The sequence below is a fragment of the Leifsonia aquatica genome, from assembly GCF_014190775.1.
Taxonomy (GTDB): domain Bacteria; phylum Actinomycetota; class Actinomycetes; order Actinomycetales; family Microbacteriaceae; genus Leifsonia; species Leifsonia aquatica.
Genome location: NZ_JACHVP010000004.1, coordinates 1 through 14,773 on the forward strand (window position 1 = coordinate 1; position 14,773 = coordinate 14,773).

Here is a 14,773-nt window from a genome sequence, read left to right on the forward strand (position 1 = left end):
TCTTCGCGGCGTTGACGAAGACGCGAGCTTGATCGTCCGGTTTCGTGATCATCGAGATGGTGGCGCACACGCACAGGATGATGTCGTAGTCGACGCCGTAGTGGTCGTAGACGATGTCACCGCGCGTGCCAGTGACGCGGCCGGCGGTGTCGGCGTCCTCGAGTTGGGCGAGCATCTCGGTGCTGATGTCGATGCCGTGATACTCGACGGGTTGGCCGCCTTCTGCAAGTCGTTCCGCCAAGGGCAGGGCGACGCGGCCGGTACCCACGCCCAGCTCGAGCACGCGTTTCCCGCCGCCGACGTGTCCAGAGAGCCAGGCGAGTTCGCCTGGACCGATCGTCGTCCGGGGGAAGATCGTGTCGTAGATGTCGGCGAAGTCGGCGCCGTAGTGGAGGTACGAGGGCGTGGTGCTTGCGGTCATGAGTCTCCAATTTGAAGATAGAAGGAATTGAGTTGAATTCGGGGGTTACCGTCCGCGCGGCCCGCGGCACGTCGCTCCTGCGTACTTGCCCGAGGCTGATGGTGAGCGTTTGGCTCGATGTTTCTGGCATGCTCGAACGATCGCGCCTGCCGTGTATCCGACCAGCGCGGCGAGTCCCTCGCGCCATAGCGGGCCCGGCCATCCGATCAGGATCGAAGCGGTTATGGTGAGCAGACTGGCGGCGATGAAGGCAGCGAAGGGGTACTTGATACTTGCTGGGGTTCGAGCCCATTCGTCGCGTCGAATGAGGTCAGAGAAGTAGCCCATCGCGCCCCCTTTCGCTCGCCGGAGACTCGCCGGCAGTGGGAGGAGGCGTTGGCGATGTCTTATCCAGCTGATGAGCCTTCGAGATGAACAGAATCTCGGGATCGACCGACTCGTCGTAGCCGCCGTGGAGGGTCACGAGGAACTGGACGGCAGCGATTTCGGGGTCCTCTCGTTCGCGGGCCAACCGTAGGACATAGTCGCGTAGACCGGTGTAGGCGGGCACTGTTTCGATCGCATCGACGTCCCGCTCCTGGATGAGCGGGAGGAGGTCGCTGGTCATGTCGAAGATGGACTTCCTGAGTCTGCGCTGAGGAGCCCAGATGTTGTCGAGGAGGCCGCGCTTCTGTGGCTCGATCGTGTGCATCCAGGGTGTAGGTTGACCGTCGCAGCGGATGAATCGATGAAGCGGTTCGTAGTCGTGTATGGCCGGTCGTGGTGCGAAGAAGCTCCACATGGGTATCAAGGCTGCGGAGTCTTTTGCCCGGATCCGCGCGTATGCCCCTCCGGGCATTTGCTGGAGCACGGTGATGGTCAGCATGGATGCGGCAACCCCGACGACGGTCGCTAGCGTGATGCCCTTATGCCGCACCATGTACCGGCCTGCCCTTCAAGAAGTCGATGGTGATGTTGGCCAGGTCAGCTGCGAGGTGCGGCATGGCGATCATCGAGTCGTGCTTGCCGTCGACGACGACGAGATCCAGGTCCGCGTGAGAGGGATCGCGCGTGGCCTCGACGAGCTCCTCCTGGTGCTTTCGTTGATCGTCGAGTTCGACCGTCGCCTTGGACGCGACGACGAGGCAGGGGATCGGGGTCGTGAAGAGTGGGATCGGCTGGTCGGGCAGCGATCGGAGCAGCGCCGCGTACTCCCGCTGTGCGGCCCGCCACATGCGGTGGTTGCGCTCCTGAGCTACCGCTCTTTTCCTTGAGTGAGCGGGGAGGTAGCGGGTGGGGGGAGTGCCCGGATTGAGCGGGCCGATCCCGAACGACGTGATCCTTCGCTGTGTGGCGAACGCGTCAAGGAGCTTTCGTTGCTCCTTCATGGACAGTGAGCCGTCGGTGAACTGGTTAATGTTCGTGCTGTCAATGAAGACCAACGCATCGACGAAGCCGGGATACCGGTTTACGAGGAGGCGTGCGATTTCCCCGCCCATCGAGTGGGCGGCGATGACCAGGCGCTGGTCTGGTAGTCGCAGATGGTCGATGAGCGATTTGAGGTCGTCGACCGCGGCGTCTAAGGTCCACTCGGCTTCACGTTGTGGAGAGAGTGTGCTTGCGCCGTAGCCAGCGCGCTCATACGCGACGACGCTGAAGTCCGTCTTCTGCGTGAGCGAGTCGGCGTACCACTGGTACATCTCGATCGACGCGGCCAATCCTCCTTCGAAGACGACGAGCGTGTCACCGACGCCGGAGCGGCCCTGGTAGGCGAGGGTGTTGCCCGAAGAAGCGGTGATCTGTTCCCAGCCGAGAGGAAGCTCACGTAGCGAAAGTGATCGAGCGACGTTTGCCACCGCTAGCCCACCGATCGCTACTGCGCTCGTTGCGACCGCAGCGCGCGGGACGTCTCCCGCCGGCCTGTGGACCTGGAGGCCAGGGTGAGCAACGTAGTTGATGGCCGGGTGCACACCGGCGAATGCCCATGCGAACCGGCCCAGTCCCATCGCGTAGCCGTTCACCAGGTGGAAGGCGATTGCTGAGGCGGAGTAAAGACGCGTGATCGCGGGCGCCGGAAGGAGCGCGAGCGGATAGCTCACCTCCCAGGCAACGGTGCCCCATGTCGCGGATTTTGCGAGTTTCGGGTGTCGGTCGAAGAATTTCCAGAGTCGTTCATGGCCGTATCCCTGCGTGCGGAGGACGCCCGTGATGGCGGTTCCTTCGCGCCACTCCTTCCCGAAGAGCTTGGCCACGCCGGCGACTGCGTAGGAGAGGGTTCCCTGCAACGCCGTGTACCATAACGCGGCATCTTGAACGCGTGGGTTGGTCGAGAGACGCGCTATCGCGGCAGGAGCAAGGATCTGCGTTGTCGCTTGATCCGCCCCATCGGAGCCGTAGCGGTTGTAGAAGGCCAGAAGGCCCTCGGAGACCGCTAACTGCGCGCCCGCTATGCCTCGGATGATGTGGGCTGCGCGAGATTTTGGGGTGGGGGAGACGGTTAGGAGAGTTCCGGCCAGGACTCGGCTGGAGTGCAGGGCGACTAATGCCCACTTGCGATCGAGCGCCCGGAAGATCGCGCGCCCGATCACGGTCTTGCCGGGGTCCTGGCGGTTGATCTTTGACGCGCGTCGGACACCATCATCGTTGAGTTCTCGATGGTCGGCTAACGCCTCCAGGCTACTCACGGCACAGCTGAAGCCGGCGAACCGCTCACCAGTGGTGAGGGCTCGCCGGCGACGTACACCGGAGCTCATGTCGGCAGAATTACGGAAATACAACACGACTCCGATGCTCAGTGTTCAGCCACCGCGAATGACGTTCTTGACCATCTCGCCCACGAACCATCCTCCTTGGAGGGCGCCAAAGGCCATGGCAAGAGTCGGGGTAGCCAGGACCGCCGCGTCAGGCTTCCGCGTGATCGTCATTCGCTCCAGGGAGACACCCGCGCGCGACGTCTGGTCTTCGATTGCTTGTAGCAGCATGTCAGTCGTGTCCTAGCCGAAGCACTTGTTGAAGACCGTGTACATGCCGAAGCCGATCGCGGCAAACGCCACAACCGGACATGCGAGAACGGGGGCGCTTTCGCTGGGCATGACCTGAACTCGAGACCCTCCCGCGGTGCTTTTCGCGTTGGCGTTGACGTATCCGAGTACGTTGCTCATCTTGTAGCTCCTTTCATTCCGGTGCCGATCAGGCGGACGGCACCGGTTCGTATGACTTCGTTGTGATTCGTGGATGAAGGGCTAGCCATGGCCGAGGCGGACCACGGGGGCTGCCATCTGAGGTTGTGGCGGACACCGAATTCCTTTCGCTGTGGTCTACGCGGGGCGGGAGATGAGGTCTTTGACGCGGAGTCTTTGGTCGTACTGGATGACGCCGAGTTGGAACGCGGCGATCGCCAGTCGCAGGATCAGCGCGCCGATCACGAACAAGCCGATCGCGATAAGGGCCCCGGCCCAGGGGTTGAGCGCTCCGGTCGCGTTCAGGAGCAATGCGGTCATGGGTGCAGTGAACGGGAAATAGGTCAGGATCGCCACGACGGGGCTGTCAGGTGTCATGAGGATGGTGGTGATGAAGTAGAGCGGCGCGATGGTGACGATCACGACGGCGCTGTAGAACGGCGCGGCATCTTTGGCCGACGGCATGGCTGCCCCGATCAGGACCAAGACAGCGGCAAGGGTGAGCAGACCGCCCATGAGGAGTGCGAGCCCAAGCCCGACGCGCACGGGGTCCACGACGATCGTGTCGATCCCGAGGAAGCTGAGGTCTACGGTCGGTGCGGCGGCAGCGTAGAGCAGCACCCCGGTGATGACGAAGATCCCGATCTGTACCAGACCCAGCAGGGCGAGGGCGAGGATCTTGCCCTGGATGAGGGCGCGGGCGGGGAGGGAGACGAGGATCATCTCGCTGATCCGGTTTTCCTTCTCCTCAACGGCGGAGTTCAGCATCTGGTTGCCCAGCAGTGAGACGATCAGGATCAGCAGTACGGCGAGCAAGGCGGGCAGGATCATTGCGGAGATCCCTCCGGAGGGGGCACCGTCTGTGTAGGCGTGGATCGTCGTTGCCGGCGTCGTTCGAACCAGTTCTGCGGTGCTCGGGTCGAGGGTGCTGTCGATGCTGAGGGTGAATAGTTCACGGGCGAGGGTCGTGTAATCACTGTTGCCGAATGGGCCGCGGTCAGCCGCGTGGATCTCGACGAGCTCCGTGCTGGGGTTGGTTGGATAGTGGAGGTATGCGGTGAGCTTCCCGTCCTTCGTGCGCTGTTCCGCGTCGGAGCCCGCCGGGCGCCCTCCCAGACGCGCCGCTGCGGCCTCGGAGATGATTCCCGAGTCGTCTGAGTATTCGAAGCTGACGGGCTCCGACGTCTCGGGGGTGGAGGTGCCCGCCCAGGTCATCACGGCGATCATTGCCGCCATCAGAGCGGGAAGAAGGAGGGCGGCGATCCAGAACTGTGGCCGGCGGATTGTCCTGGTGAGTTCGAACCGGGTGACGATACGGACCTGATTGGCGCTCATGCGTAGACCTCCTCGTTGGCAGCGCCATAGAGGCTGACGAACACCTGATCCATCGACACTCGTTTCGGTTCGTAGGAGACCGGGCGTGCATCGCCGGCGACCAGGGCAGCAAGGATGTCCTCATCCGTCGCGCCAGCGGTCGGAAGCAGCTCGACGACATCGCCGACGCGGCGTGCCACGGTGTAGAGCGGCGATACTGGCAGTTCTCCCAGCAGGCGAGTCGCGATCGTTCGGGCGCCGTGGACGTCCTGGATCTCCTGGATCGTCCCGTACGCGGCGGCGTGCCCGTCCCGCAGCAGGAGTGCACGGTCACACAGCCGCTCGACTTCGTCCATGTTGTGGGTGACGAGGATCACGGTCGCTCCCGCCGCCTTGCGTTCGGCGATCAGATCCATCAGTAGCTGCCGATTGACCGGGTCCAACCCCTTCGCCGGCTCATCGAGGATCAGCAGGCCCGGGTCCCCCATAATGGCTACGCCCAGCTGGACCTTCTGTTGCTGACCGCCGGAGAGCTTCTCGAGTCGCATCCGTGCCCGGTCAGCGAGCCCGACGCGCTCCAGGTAGGTTTCCGACCAGGCGCGGGCCTCCTTGCGACCCAATCCCTTGATCTCGGCGAAGTACGCCATCACATCGAGAACGGTGTCCTTGCGATACAGACCGCGCTCCTCCGGGAGGTAACCCACCCGCGCGCGATCTCCTGGACGGAACGTCTGGCCATCGATGAGCAACTGGCCCCCGGTGGGCTGCAGCATTCCGAGTAGTGCGCGCAGCGTCGTGGTCTTGCCGGAGCCGTTGCTGCCGAGAAATCCGAAGGTTTCCCCGGACGCGACCGAGAACGAGAGATCATCTATGAGCACTCGGTCCCCGAAAACCATCCGGAAATTCGAGACGTCTACTCGCATACAGCCCCTCGCCTTTGATTGCCGTTCCACAGTCCAGACCGCGATCGTGTCGCGTGTGCCAGCATGTCCGGATCGCTTTTCGAGCGTATGAGCCTTCGGATCTCACACGGGGGCAGACTGGCGATTCTGCAGTACCGGTCAGCGTCCGGTTAAGCAGTTGAGGCACGGCCTGCGTAGTCACGGCCATGGTTTACGCGTCCCGCACATGGAAGGTGGAGCACAGCCTGGACCGAGCTCAGATGTGAGGTGACGCCGGCTTCAGGTCCGCGTCGATCCGAGTGCCGGCGCGGCCAGATTGAAGTGGGTGCGGAGCGCGTCGAGGGCGGCGAGGTGGCCGACCATGCCGTGGACACCGGGGCCTGGGGCTACGGCACTGGAGCAGTGGTAAACACCGCGGACGGGTGTGCGCCAGGGCGCGGGGTGGAGAGTAGGGCGCCTGGCGAACGCAAGCCCCCGGGTGGTGCCGGCGAGGATGTCTCCACCGATCAGGCTCGGGTTGAGCGCTTCGAGTTCGGCGGGGCGAGTGGCTGTGATGGACAGGATCACGTCGCGGGCACCAGGTGCGAACTCTTCGATCCGGTCGAGGATCTGCTCCGTCATGTCGAGGGGGCAACCCGCGGGGACGCGAGTGTACGCCCAGGCCGTGTGGCGGCCGCGTCCGCGGGACGGGTCTACGACGGTGGGTTGTGTGAGCATTACAAAGGGATTTGCGGGCAGGCGGCCGGCGGCCACCTCGCGTTCCGCGTGCCGGAGCTCAGCTGCTGGGCCGCCGAGGTGCACGGTCGGGGACTGCCTCACCTCCGGGTTCAACCACGGCAGCGGCTCCGACAGAAGCAGGTCGAGCTTGAACACGCCAGGTCCAGGGAAGAGCGTCCTGCGAGCTCGCGTTCGTCGACGGGGGCCTGTGGCGACTATTCGCTCGGCGTCTCGGGCGGAAGTCGCAAGGAGGACGACGTCCGCTGGCGGCAGATCGTCCCAGTGGCGGACGGGCCGCTGGAGGTGCAAGACGCCTCCGTGTGCGCGAAGGTCAGCGACGAGAGCATCGGCCAGGCGCCCCGCCCCACCGATCGGGAGCGGCCATCCGCTCGTGTGCGCGAGGACGCCGAGCACCAGACCTACGCTGGCGGAGCTCGCCCCGCCGAGTGGCGCACCGGAATGAGCGGCGACGCCGGCGAACAGTGCTGCCGCGCGACCATTCGATGGGCGGGGATGACCGAGCAGGGCCTGCACGATTCCCTGCGCCATGGGCAGCGCAGTCCACGGCTTGAGGGCGGTGCGTAGGACGGGCTGGGTTGCAACGGCACTGACTTGGATGGGGTGGTCGACAGCGATCGAGAAGAGTCGCCGCCACGCGTCTCCGTCAGCGCCGAGCGAGTCGATCGTGCGTTCAAGGTCGCGGTAGGCGATGGTGGCGGCGCCGCGCGGGAGCGGGTGGGCGTAGGAGATATCCGGTGTCACGTATGGGACCCGTTCGAGGGCCGCCCATTCTGTGAAGAAGGGCGAAGCGGCAACGAAAGGATGCACGGCAGACCCCAGGTCGATCACTGCTCCGGTCTCGCCGAACTCCGTCGACCGCAGAGCACCGCCGTAGTCGGCGGTCGCCTCGAATACCTCGACCGGGACTCCTGCTCGAGCGAGCGTCACGGCCGCAGCCAAACCATTCGGGCCGCTTCCAACCACCACAGCATTCATATCGTGCAGAGGTTACATTGAACATCTGCTCATACGATATGAGAATTACCGCTGGCACCTGCGCTTGCCCGCTGGGTCGACGGGCACTCGAGGACCTGGAAACGCTGATCCCCGCGATCGGCCTCACGTCGGTCGATGATGTCGAGGCCCTCTACGAGTCCTTCTACCCCGGCGACGAGCTGACAGCGCGGACGGCTGCCATCATCCAGGCCGTCCTCGACCAGGGCGCCCCGAAGCCGACTGCCCCGGCGCGCCCCGATCTCGGATAGCGGCGCCGGGGCAGCCCGGTGGAGCTACTTCTGCAGCACCGGCTTCCACGCGCCCGTCGCGACAGCGTCGTCCTGTGCGTCCGCGCCGAACCGGTCGAGGCGGAACGTCTCCAGGACGGGCGACGGTGTTCCGGTGAGGATCTCCTCCGCGGCGAGCTCGCCCAGCGCGAGGCCGAGGGTCGCGCCCGAGTGGGTGAACAGGGCGTACAGGCCCGGGATCGACGGCACCGGGCCGGCCACCGGCTCGCCGTCGCCGGGGATCGGCTTCAGACCGGCGCCGATGCGTGCAGCGCTGAGGGTCGGGTGCCCGGCAAGGACCTTCGACGCCTCCCGGAGCAGGCCCGCGACCGACTCCTCCGGCACGGTGATCGTGCCGTCGTCCGCGACGGAGGTCGACTGCTCGGCCCAGTCCGCGTCGAGCACGAGACGCCCATCCGGGGTCGGCCGCACGGCGACGCGCGGGGTGTTGAGCACCGTGGTCACCCCGGCATCCACGGGCTCGGTGAACACCACGAAGGCGGTCGGGGTCGCATCCGGGACGGTCACGCCCAGAGCGGCGAGCTGCGCGGGGACGCCCGGCCCCGTCGCGAGCACGACGTGGTCCGCGGCCAGCCGGGTGCCGTCCGCCAGGATCACTCCGGCCGCGGCTCCGTCGACGACATCGACCCGTGCCTGGCCGGCGCGCTCGACGACCGTCGCGCCGTCCGCCACGGCCTCCGCGATGAGGGCGGCGATGAGGTCGGGCAGGCTCACCCAGCCCTCCCCCGCGTTGAAGATGGCGCCCTCCTCGGCGACGGACGCGGGGTCGACATCCGGCGCGAACCGCGCGATCTCGCTGCGGTCGACCCAGATCGAGTCGTAGCCGTTGGCCCGCTCGAAGGCGAAGGTGTCGCGGAAGCTCTCGCCTTCCCCGGCCCACTTGAGCGCGCCGTCGAACCGGAGGTACCCCCGGCTGTCGGGGTGCTGCTCGCGCCAGGTGCGGTAGCGGTCGAGCGCGATCAGCCGCAGGTAGTGGTACTCGGGGGTGCGATCGCCGGAGGAGTTCAGCCACGCGATCGAACGACCGGAGGCGCCGTCGGCGAGGGACCCCGCCGTGACGAGCGTCACGTCGGCGCCGCCCCTGGCCAGCTGGGCGCACGTCGAGGCGCCGAGGATCCCGCCGCCGATGACGACGACGCGGGGACGGATGGAGGGGGTGGTCATGGTGCTCACTTTCGGTTCCAGGTGTGGATGGTGTCGATCAGTTCGAGGACGGCGAGGCTGTCCCGTGGGTCGACGGGGAGCGGCGAGCCGCCACGCAGCGACTCCGCGAGCCGGCGGTAGAAATCGGCGTAGTCGCCCGGTTCGAGCGGCAGGCCGTCGTGGTGGGCGTCCGTGCCGAGACGGGCGGTCGTGCCGGCGACGCCGAGCCGCGGGTCGCCCGGCTGCATCCCGGCGCCGAGCTGATCCTCCTGCGGGTCGAGCCCCCACGAGAGGAATCCGCCGAGGGATCCCAGGGTGCGGAAACGCGGGCCCGAGAGCGGGGCCACCGCGCTCATCCAGAGATGACTCGTGGTCCCGCAGACGTGGTCGAGCACGACGAAGACGTCGTCCTCGGCCGCACCACCGCGGCGGTTCCGGACCTCGGCGTGCGCGACGGCGGCCGGCCCGAACAGCAGGAGGGCCTGGTCGATCAGGTGGGCGCCGAGGTCGAGCAGCACGCCACCGCCGTCCCCCGCCGCGGTGGTCGCCTTCCAGGAGTCGCCGGCGGAGGGCATCCACCACTCGAACCGCGACTCGAAGCGCCGGACGTCGCCCAGCGCACCCTCCGCGACCAGGCGGCGCAGCGTCACGAAGTCGCCGTCCCAGCGGCGGTTCTGGAAGACGGTGAACGGGACTCCGGCCGCGTCGGCCCGCTCGATCAGGGCCCGGCCGGACGCGGCGTCGGGGCTGAACGGCTTGTCGACCACCGTCGCGATCCCGGCGTCGATCGCCGCGGTCGCGTGGGCGACGTGGAGCGGTGTCGGCGAGGCCACGACCACGAGGTCGAGTCCGGGATGCGCGAGCAGCGCCTCCACGTCGGCGACGGCGATCGCGCCCGGGTGGTCGGCCGCGAGGCGGTCGGCCTGCGACGTCACGACGGCCGCCAGCTCGAAGGCGGGGTCCGCCGCGAGGAACGGGGCGTGGAACACCCGGCCGGCGACACCGTAGCCGATCAGCCCGACGCGGATCGCGTGCCCGTCGCTCACAGCACCTCCGACAGGAAGCGCTGGAGCCGGGGGCTCTGCGGCCGGTCGAACAGGTCGTCGGGGCGGCCGGCCTCCACGACGCGTCCCTCGTCCATGAAGACCACCTGGTCGGCGACCTTGCGGGCGAAGTTCATCTCGTGGGTGACGACGACCATAGTCATGCCGCGGCGGCCGAGGTCGGCCATGAGGTTGAGGACACCCTTCACGAGCTCGGGGTCGAGCGCGCTGGTGACCTCGTCGAACAGCATGACCTCCGGCTCCATCGCGAGCGCGCGGGCGATGGCGACGCGCTGCTGCTGGCCGCCGGAGAGGTCGCGGGGCCGGTGGTCCATCCGCTCGCCGAGTCCGACCTCGGTCAGACGCTCCTCCGCGACGCGCTGGGCCTGCTCCCGGGGGAGCTTCTTGACCGATCGCAGGGCCAGAGTGACGTTCTGGAGGGCGGTGTGATCGGGGAAGAGGTTGAAGTGCTGGAAGACCAGTCCGATCCGGCGCCGCAGGGTGTCCGGCTTGGTCGCCAGGATGCTCTCGCCCCCGAGCAGCACGTCGCCGCTCTTCGGCTCGTGCAGCCGGTTGACGCCGCGGAGCATGGTCGACTTGCCCGAGCCCGACGGGCCGATGACGCAGGTCGTGGTGCCGGGGGCGACGGCGATGGAGACGCCGCGGAGCACCTCGATGTCGCCGTACGCCATGGTCAGGTCGACGAGCTCGAGCGACGAGCCGCGCAGGTCCGCGCGGGTCTGCGCGGGCAGAGGAGAGGTGTAGGTCATGTGTTGCTCCCGAGGGTGATCGGCGCAGGGGTCTGCACCTCGTCCAGCTCATCCAGTCCGCTCTTGGGCGGGGCCGGCCGGCGGCGCCCGGTGCGGAACCGGTTGTCGAAGTGGTTCACGACATGGGTCAGTGGAACCGTGATGACCAGGTAGAACAGGCCGGCCAGCACCAGTGGGGAGAGGTTGCCCGTCAGCACGGCGGCATCCTGTCCGACACGGAAGAGCTCGCGCTCCCCGACCAGCAGGCCGAGGAAGTAGACGAGGCTGGAGTCCTTGACGATGGCGATGAACTGGTTGACCAGGGCAGGCAGCACGCGGCGGATGCCCTGGGGCACCACCACGAGGCGCATCGCCTTGCCGTAGCTCAGGCCGAGGGCCCGGCAGGCCTCCAGCTGGCCGCGCTCCACGCTCTGGATGCCGGCGCGGAAGATCTCGCCGATATACGCGGCGGCGATCAGCGAGAGCGCCAGGATCCCCAGCGGGTAGGGCGACGGTCCGAAGATCGACTGCGAGAAGCGCGCGAAGCCCTGCCCGATCAGCAGGATGGTGAGGATCGCGGGCAGCCCGCGGAACACATCGGTGTAGATGCGCGCCGGGATGCGCAGCCAGCGCGACGTGGAGATCCCCATGACCGCGAGGACCATGCCGAGCACGACGCCGAGGACGGTCGCCGCGGCGGAGATGATCAGCGTGTTCACCAATCCGACGGTCAGCAGCTGCGGGAAGACCTGCAGCATCGACGGGATGTCGAAGAAGGTGTGCGAGATGGTGTTGAGCCAGTCCATGGGGATTCTCCCTGTCGGCCTACTTGGTGGGGGTGGGGGTCGAGGTCTGCTCGGCCGTCGGCAGGTACTGCTCGGGCATCGGCGAGCCCGGGAACCACTTCTGGTAGAGCGTCTTCCAGGTGCCGTCCTCCATCGCCGCGTGCAGGGCGGTGTCGAGCGCCTTCTTCAGCGCCGGGTTGCCCTTGGCGATGGCGAAGCCGGCGGGGGCGTCGAACGACGGGATGTCCTCCGCGTCCTTCAGGTCGGGGTACTGGGCGATGTAGCTCTTCAGCGCCTCGTAGTCGAGGAAGTGCGCGTCGATCGAGCCGCTGTTGAGCGCCGAGACGGCCGCGTTGTTGTCCGGGAAACGCACCAGGTCGGCCTTCGGGAAGTGCTTGACCGCGTACGACTCCTGCAGGGTCCCCTGCACGACGCCGAGGCGCTTGCCCGCGAGGTCGGCGGACGAGTCGATGCCCGAGCTCTTCGTGGTGAGGACGCTGAGGTAGCCGGCGAGGTAGCCGTCGGAGAAGTCGACCGTCTTCTTGCGCTCGTCGGTGATGCCGATGGCGGCGACGCCGACGTCGAACTGGTGGTTGGCGACGGCGGAGAGGAGGCCGGAGAAGTCCTGGCCCGTGAAGACCGCCTTCCCGAGGTGGGCGCGCTTGGCGACGTCGGTGAACAGCTCGACGTCGAAGCCGGTGAAGTTGCCACTGGCGTCGGTGAACGTGTACGGCTTGGCGTCGCCGAGGCTGGCGACCCTGACCGTTCCCGCCTCGATCAATCCGTACGGGTTGTCCTTCGTGGCGGTGCCCGAGGCCCCGCCCGAACTGCAGGCGGCGAGGACGAGGGCGGCGGTGGCGGCGGCCGCCAGGAGTCCGGCGGGCCGGAGGAGAGTGCGTCGTTTCACTGCGGGGTCCAATCGTGCGTTGGGCGGTTCGGCGGGGACGCGAAAGGAGCGATCCTCATCGATCTGTGTGGTTGCAGAGACCGGTCTCAGTAACTTACGCTGAGACCGGTCTCAGTTGGTTTTCTGGGACTGTACCCGACACTTCGCGGGTTCGTCAATACGATGATGTTTGCGATACGCGGCGAGATGGAAACGGAAGGCGGCGTCGATGAGCCCCCAGCACCCGGCGAGACGTGCGGCGACAGTGGCGGACATCGCCCGGGTCGCGAAGGTGTCCAAGGCGACGGCGGCGAGAGCGCTCGGTGAGTACGGCCAGGTGAGCCAGGCGGTCCGCGACCGCGTGCTGGCGGCCGCAGAGGAACTCGACTACCGCCCGAACGCGCTCGCGAAGTCGATGAACACCGGCCGCTCGAACACCATCGGGGTCGTCGTGGGCGACATCGAGAACCCGTTCTTCGCCGTGGCGATGCGCGGTATCTCCGACGTGGCCAGCGAGGCCGGTTACTCCGTCATCCTCATCAACTCCGACGAGACGGTGGAGGCCGAGGAGGCTGCGCTGGACGTCCTGCTCGACAACCAGGTCGACGCGGTCATCGTGGCTCCCGCCTCCTCCGCGCACGTCGAGCACCTCGGCAACGCCGCCCGGGCCGGGCGCCCCCTGGTGCTGCTGGACCGCCGGGCGAACGGCGAGGGCTACGACTCCGTCACCGTCGACAACCGGTCGGCCGCACGTGCCGCGACCGAGGAGCTCCTGCGTCACGGCCACCGGCGGATCGCGTTCGTCTCGACCCACGAGTACCCGCAGCCGACCTACCAGCGGGGCCACGAGATCACGATGTCCTCGGTCGCCGACCGCGTCACCGGCTTCCTGGAGACGCTCGACGCCGCTGGGATCGATGACCCGGAGCGCTACATTCAGCTGGATGCCCGGAGGCGCGGCGTGGACGTCGTGACCCGCGAGCTCCTCCAGGAGGATCCCCCCGTCACCGCCATCATCGCCTCCGACAGCCTCATCGCCATGTCCGTCTTCAGCACCGTGCGCTCGGACGGTCTCCGCATCCCGGATGACGTCTCACTGATCGCGTTCGACAACCCCGCGTGGACGGCCATCACCACCCCGCCGCTGACGGTGGTGGAGCAGCCCATCTACGAGCTCGGCGCCGCAGCGGCCCGGCGCGCCCTGCAGCGCGTGCGCGACGAACGCGTCGCCGACGCCGCCCTCGTCTTCGAGACCCGGCTTCTCAGCAGGGAGTCGGTGGGGGCGGCGCCGGCGTAGGAGATGCCGTGCGTCCTAGACGCTGGTGCTCAGACTGCGGCGGCGGAGGAAGACCGCACCGGCTGCGGCCACGGCCAGGGCGAGGGCTCCGCCCGCGATGGCCGGATCGACCAGCGGAGAGGACTCCGTCTCCGCGGCGATCACGAAGTCGACATCGATGGTCTTGGCGCCCTGGGTGAACGTGACGTCCAGCGGACCCTGGGCGACATCGGTCATGGTCAGCGTCCACGTGCCGTCGTCCGCCACCACGGCGCTGCCGAGCGGCTTGCCGTTGTCGTCCATGGCGTTCACCGTGGAGCCGGGGCTACCGACTCCGGAGACGGTCGCATCGTCGACACGGAGGGTGTTCCCGTCGGCGGGCGCGGTCAAGGTGAACGGGTTGTCGAGCGTGAGGATTCCGGGTGACGCGTTGCCCGTGTCGGTGCAGACCACGGGGACGACCTTGCCATCCCGGACGGTCTTTTCCATCGTGATCGCGAACGAGCCGTCCGATCCCACACGGGAGCTGCCGACCACCGACTCGGGAGCGCAGGCCTCCTCCGTCGGGCTCGACATCGGGAAGACGTGCAGCCGGATCTCGTCGCCCGGCTGGGCCGCCGGCGGGAGGGCCTTGCCCGTGAACACCTGGCCGGGAGCGATCGTGGCACCGGCGCCGGGAGAGGTCAGAGTGAGCCCTTCGTTGCCGGCGGCCTGGGCGGCGGAGGGGACCGCGAGAGCCGCGGTGATGGCGACAGCGGCCGCGACGAGGGAGATGCGCAGGGCGCGGGACATGTGTGTTCCAATCGGGAGGGCGCAGTGCGCCTGAGCGGCGCGGGCGGGTCGGGAAACGGGATCGGGATCCGGTGAAGGGGTGGGCCTCCGGAACGAGGGGTACGTATGTGGATGGCCCGCGTTCCCACCGGACTAACTAAAATGTTGGGCCGCGCGCACCCCATCTCAGCAGCCGAGGGATGGACCTCCGTAGTCACGGCGAACGTTTCCGAAATCGTGCTCGGCTCATGACCGTGGTCGGCCCGGCTCGATTACGCAATTCCTCGGCGACAACGAACCGTCG

General features: G+C 67.4%; 15 protein-coding genes and 1 pseudogene. 2 read left to right on the top strand and 14 right to left on the bottom strand.

Annotation, left to right across the window (positions count from 1 at the left end; genetic code table 11):
* From FHX33_RS16005 to FHX33_RS22290, 8 genes and pseudogenes are all read right to left on the bottom strand, one after another.
* On the bottom strand, positions 1–421 hold a 421-nt coding region (locus FHX33_RS16005; RefSeq protein WP_183428725.1), incomplete at its 3' end, for a class I SAM-dependent methyltransferase.
* Positions 422–731: 310 nt separating this feature from the next.
* Positions 732–1,286, bottom strand: a complete 555-nt coding sequence (locus FHX33_RS16010) for a hypothetical protein (protein ID WP_155829034.1) — start codon at positions 1,284–1,286, stop codon at positions 732–734.
* A gap of 40 nt (positions 1,287–1,326) precedes the next feature.
* On the bottom strand, positions 1,327–3,180 hold the full coding sequence (locus FHX33_RS16015) for an alpha/beta fold hydrolase (RefSeq protein WP_155829033.1): 1,854 nt from the start codon (positions 3,178–3,180) through the stop codon (positions 1,327–1,329).
* 213 nt (positions 3,181–3,393) lie between these two features.
* Positions 3,394–3,561, bottom strand: a complete 168-nt coding sequence (locus tag FHX33_RS16020; protein ID WP_155829032.1) for a hypothetical protein — start codon at positions 3,559–3,561, stop codon at positions 3,394–3,396.
* Positions 3,562–3,717: 156 nt separating this feature from the next.
* Positions 3,718–4,914, bottom strand: coding sequence for an ABC transporter permease (locus FHX33_RS16025; RefSeq protein WP_021763232.1), 1,197 nt, complete (start codon positions 4,912–4,914; stop codon positions 3,718–3,720).
* Positions 4,911–5,789 (bottom strand): ABC transporter ATP-binding protein, encoded by an 879-nt coding sequence (locus FHX33_RS16030; RefSeq protein ID WP_021763231.1) that lies wholly within the window; start codon positions 5,787–5,789, stop codon positions 4,911–4,913. The genes FHX33_RS16025 and FHX33_RS16030 overlap by 4 nt, the downstream gene beginning before the upstream one ends.
* A 285-nt stretch (positions 5,790–6,074) precedes the next feature.
* Positions 6,075–6,416 carry a hypothetical protein gene (locus FHX33_RS21735; protein WP_021763230.1) on the bottom strand — a complete coding sequence of 114 codons (342 nt, stop codon included), beginning with the start codon at positions 6,414–6,416 and terminating at the stop codon, positions 6,075–6,077.
* A 306-nt stretch (positions 6,417–6,722) separates the two neighbouring features.
* Positions 6,723–7,508 (bottom strand): annotated as a pseudogene (locus FHX33_RS22290) (phytoene desaturase family protein); the annotation flags it as partial.
* A 38-nt stretch (positions 7,509–7,546) separates the two neighbouring features.
* Between FHX33_RS22290 and FHX33_RS16040 the strand changes: the two are divergent.
* On the top strand, positions 7,547–7,777 hold the full coding sequence (locus FHX33_RS16040; RefSeq protein ID WP_021763228.1) for a hypothetical protein: 231 nt from the start codon (positions 7,547–7,549) through the stop codon (positions 7,775–7,777).
* Positions 7,778–7,801: 24 nt separating this feature from the next.
* On the opposite strand, the gene FHX33_RS16045 is transcribed toward FHX33_RS16040, so the two are convergent.
* The 5 genes from FHX33_RS16045 to FHX33_RS16065 are packed head-to-tail and all read right to left on the bottom strand — an operon-like array spanning position 7,802 to position 12,443.
* Positions 7,802–8,980, bottom strand: coding sequence for an NAD(P)/FAD-dependent oxidoreductase (locus FHX33_RS16045; protein WP_183428726.1), 1,179 nt, complete (start codon positions 8,978–8,980; stop codon positions 7,802–7,804).
* 5 nt (positions 8,981–8,985) lie between these two features.
* On the bottom strand, positions 8,986–10,005 hold the full coding sequence (locus tag FHX33_RS16050; protein WP_183428727.1) for a Gfo/Idh/MocA family protein: 1,020 nt from the start codon (positions 10,003–10,005) through the stop codon (positions 8,986–8,988).
* Positions 10,002–10,772, bottom strand: coding sequence for an amino acid ABC transporter ATP-binding protein (locus FHX33_RS16055; RefSeq protein ID WP_021757862.1), 771 nt, complete (start codon positions 10,770–10,772; stop codon positions 10,002–10,004). Before FHX33_RS16055 ends, FHX33_RS16050 begins: the two co-directional genes overlap by 4 nt.
* Complete coding sequence (locus FHX33_RS16060) at positions 10,769–11,557, bottom strand: amino acid ABC transporter permease (protein ID WP_021757859.1); 789 nt, start codon at positions 11,555–11,557, stop codon at positions 10,769–10,771. The genes FHX33_RS16055 and FHX33_RS16060 overlap by 4 nt, the downstream gene beginning before the upstream one ends.
* Before the next feature lie 19 nt (positions 11,558–11,576).
* A complete protein-coding gene (locus FHX33_RS16065) occupies positions 11,577–12,443 on the bottom strand; it encodes an ABC transporter substrate-binding protein (protein ID WP_021757857.1) in 867 nt (288 codons plus the stop codon).
* A gap of 208 nt (positions 12,444–12,651) precedes the next feature.
* On the opposite strand from FHX33_RS16065, the gene FHX33_RS16070 reads away from it, so the two are divergent.
* The gene (locus tag FHX33_RS16070) at positions 12,652–13,719 is read left to right on the top strand and encodes a LacI family DNA-binding transcriptional regulator (protein ID WP_183428728.1); all 1,068 of its coding nucleotides are present in this window, start codon (positions 12,652–12,654) and stop codon (positions 13,717–13,719) included.
* A 15-nt stretch (positions 13,720–13,734) separates the two neighbouring features.
* On the opposite strand, the gene FHX33_RS16075 is transcribed toward FHX33_RS16070, so the two are convergent.
* Positions 13,735–14,490 (bottom strand): Ig-like domain-containing protein, encoded by a 756-nt coding sequence (locus FHX33_RS16075; RefSeq protein WP_021757851.1) that lies wholly within the window; start codon positions 14,488–14,490, stop codon positions 13,735–13,737.
* Positions 14,491–14,773: the final 283 nt, after the last annotated feature.

What these genes read in the sequence shown, in the direction of transcription:
- FHX33_RS16010 (WP_155829034.1), bottom strand. Translation starts at nt 1,286, where the DNA reads ATGCTGACCATCACCGTGCTCCAGCAAATGCCCGGAGGGGCATACGCG.
- FHX33_RS16020 (WP_155829032.1), bottom strand. Translation starts at nt 3,561, where the DNA reads ATGAGCAACGTACTCGGATACGTCAACGCCAACGCGAAAAGCACCGCG.
- FHX33_RS16025 (WP_021763232.1), bottom strand. Translation starts at nt 4,914, where the DNA reads ATGAGCGCCAATCAGGTCCGTATCGTCACCCGGTTCGAACTCACCAGG.
- FHX33_RS16030 (WP_021763231.1), bottom strand. Translation starts at nt 5,789, where the DNA reads ATGGTTTTCGGGGACCGAGTGCTCATAGATGATCTCTCGTTCTCGGTC.
- FHX33_RS21735 (WP_021763230.1), bottom strand. Translation starts at nt 6,416, where the DNA reads ATGACGGAGCAGATCCTCGACCGGATCGAAGAGTTCGCACCTGGTGCC.
- FHX33_RS16040 (WP_021763228.1), top strand. Translation starts at nt 7,547, where the DNA reads ATGAGAATTACCGCTGGCACCTGCGCTTGCCCGCTGGGTCGACGGGCA.
- FHX33_RS16045 (WP_183428726.1), bottom strand. Translation starts at nt 8,980, where the DNA reads ATGACCACCCCCTCCATCCGTCCCCGCGTCGTCGTCATCGGCGGCGGG.
- FHX33_RS16055 (WP_021757862.1), bottom strand. Translation starts at nt 10,772, where the DNA reads ATGACCTACACCTCTCCTCTGCCCGCGCAGACCCGCGCGGACCTGCGC.
- FHX33_RS16060 (WP_021757859.1), bottom strand. Translation starts at nt 11,557, where the DNA reads ATGGACTGGCTCAACACCATCTCGCACACCTTCTTCGACATCCCGTCG.
- FHX33_RS16070 (WP_183428728.1), top strand. Translation starts at nt 12,652, where the DNA reads ATGAGCCCCCAGCACCCGGCGAGACGTGCGGCGACAGTGGCGGACATC.
- FHX33_RS16075 (WP_021757851.1), bottom strand. Translation starts at nt 14,490, where the DNA reads ATGTCCCGCGCCCTGCGCATCTCCCTCGTCGCGGCCGCTGTCGCCATC.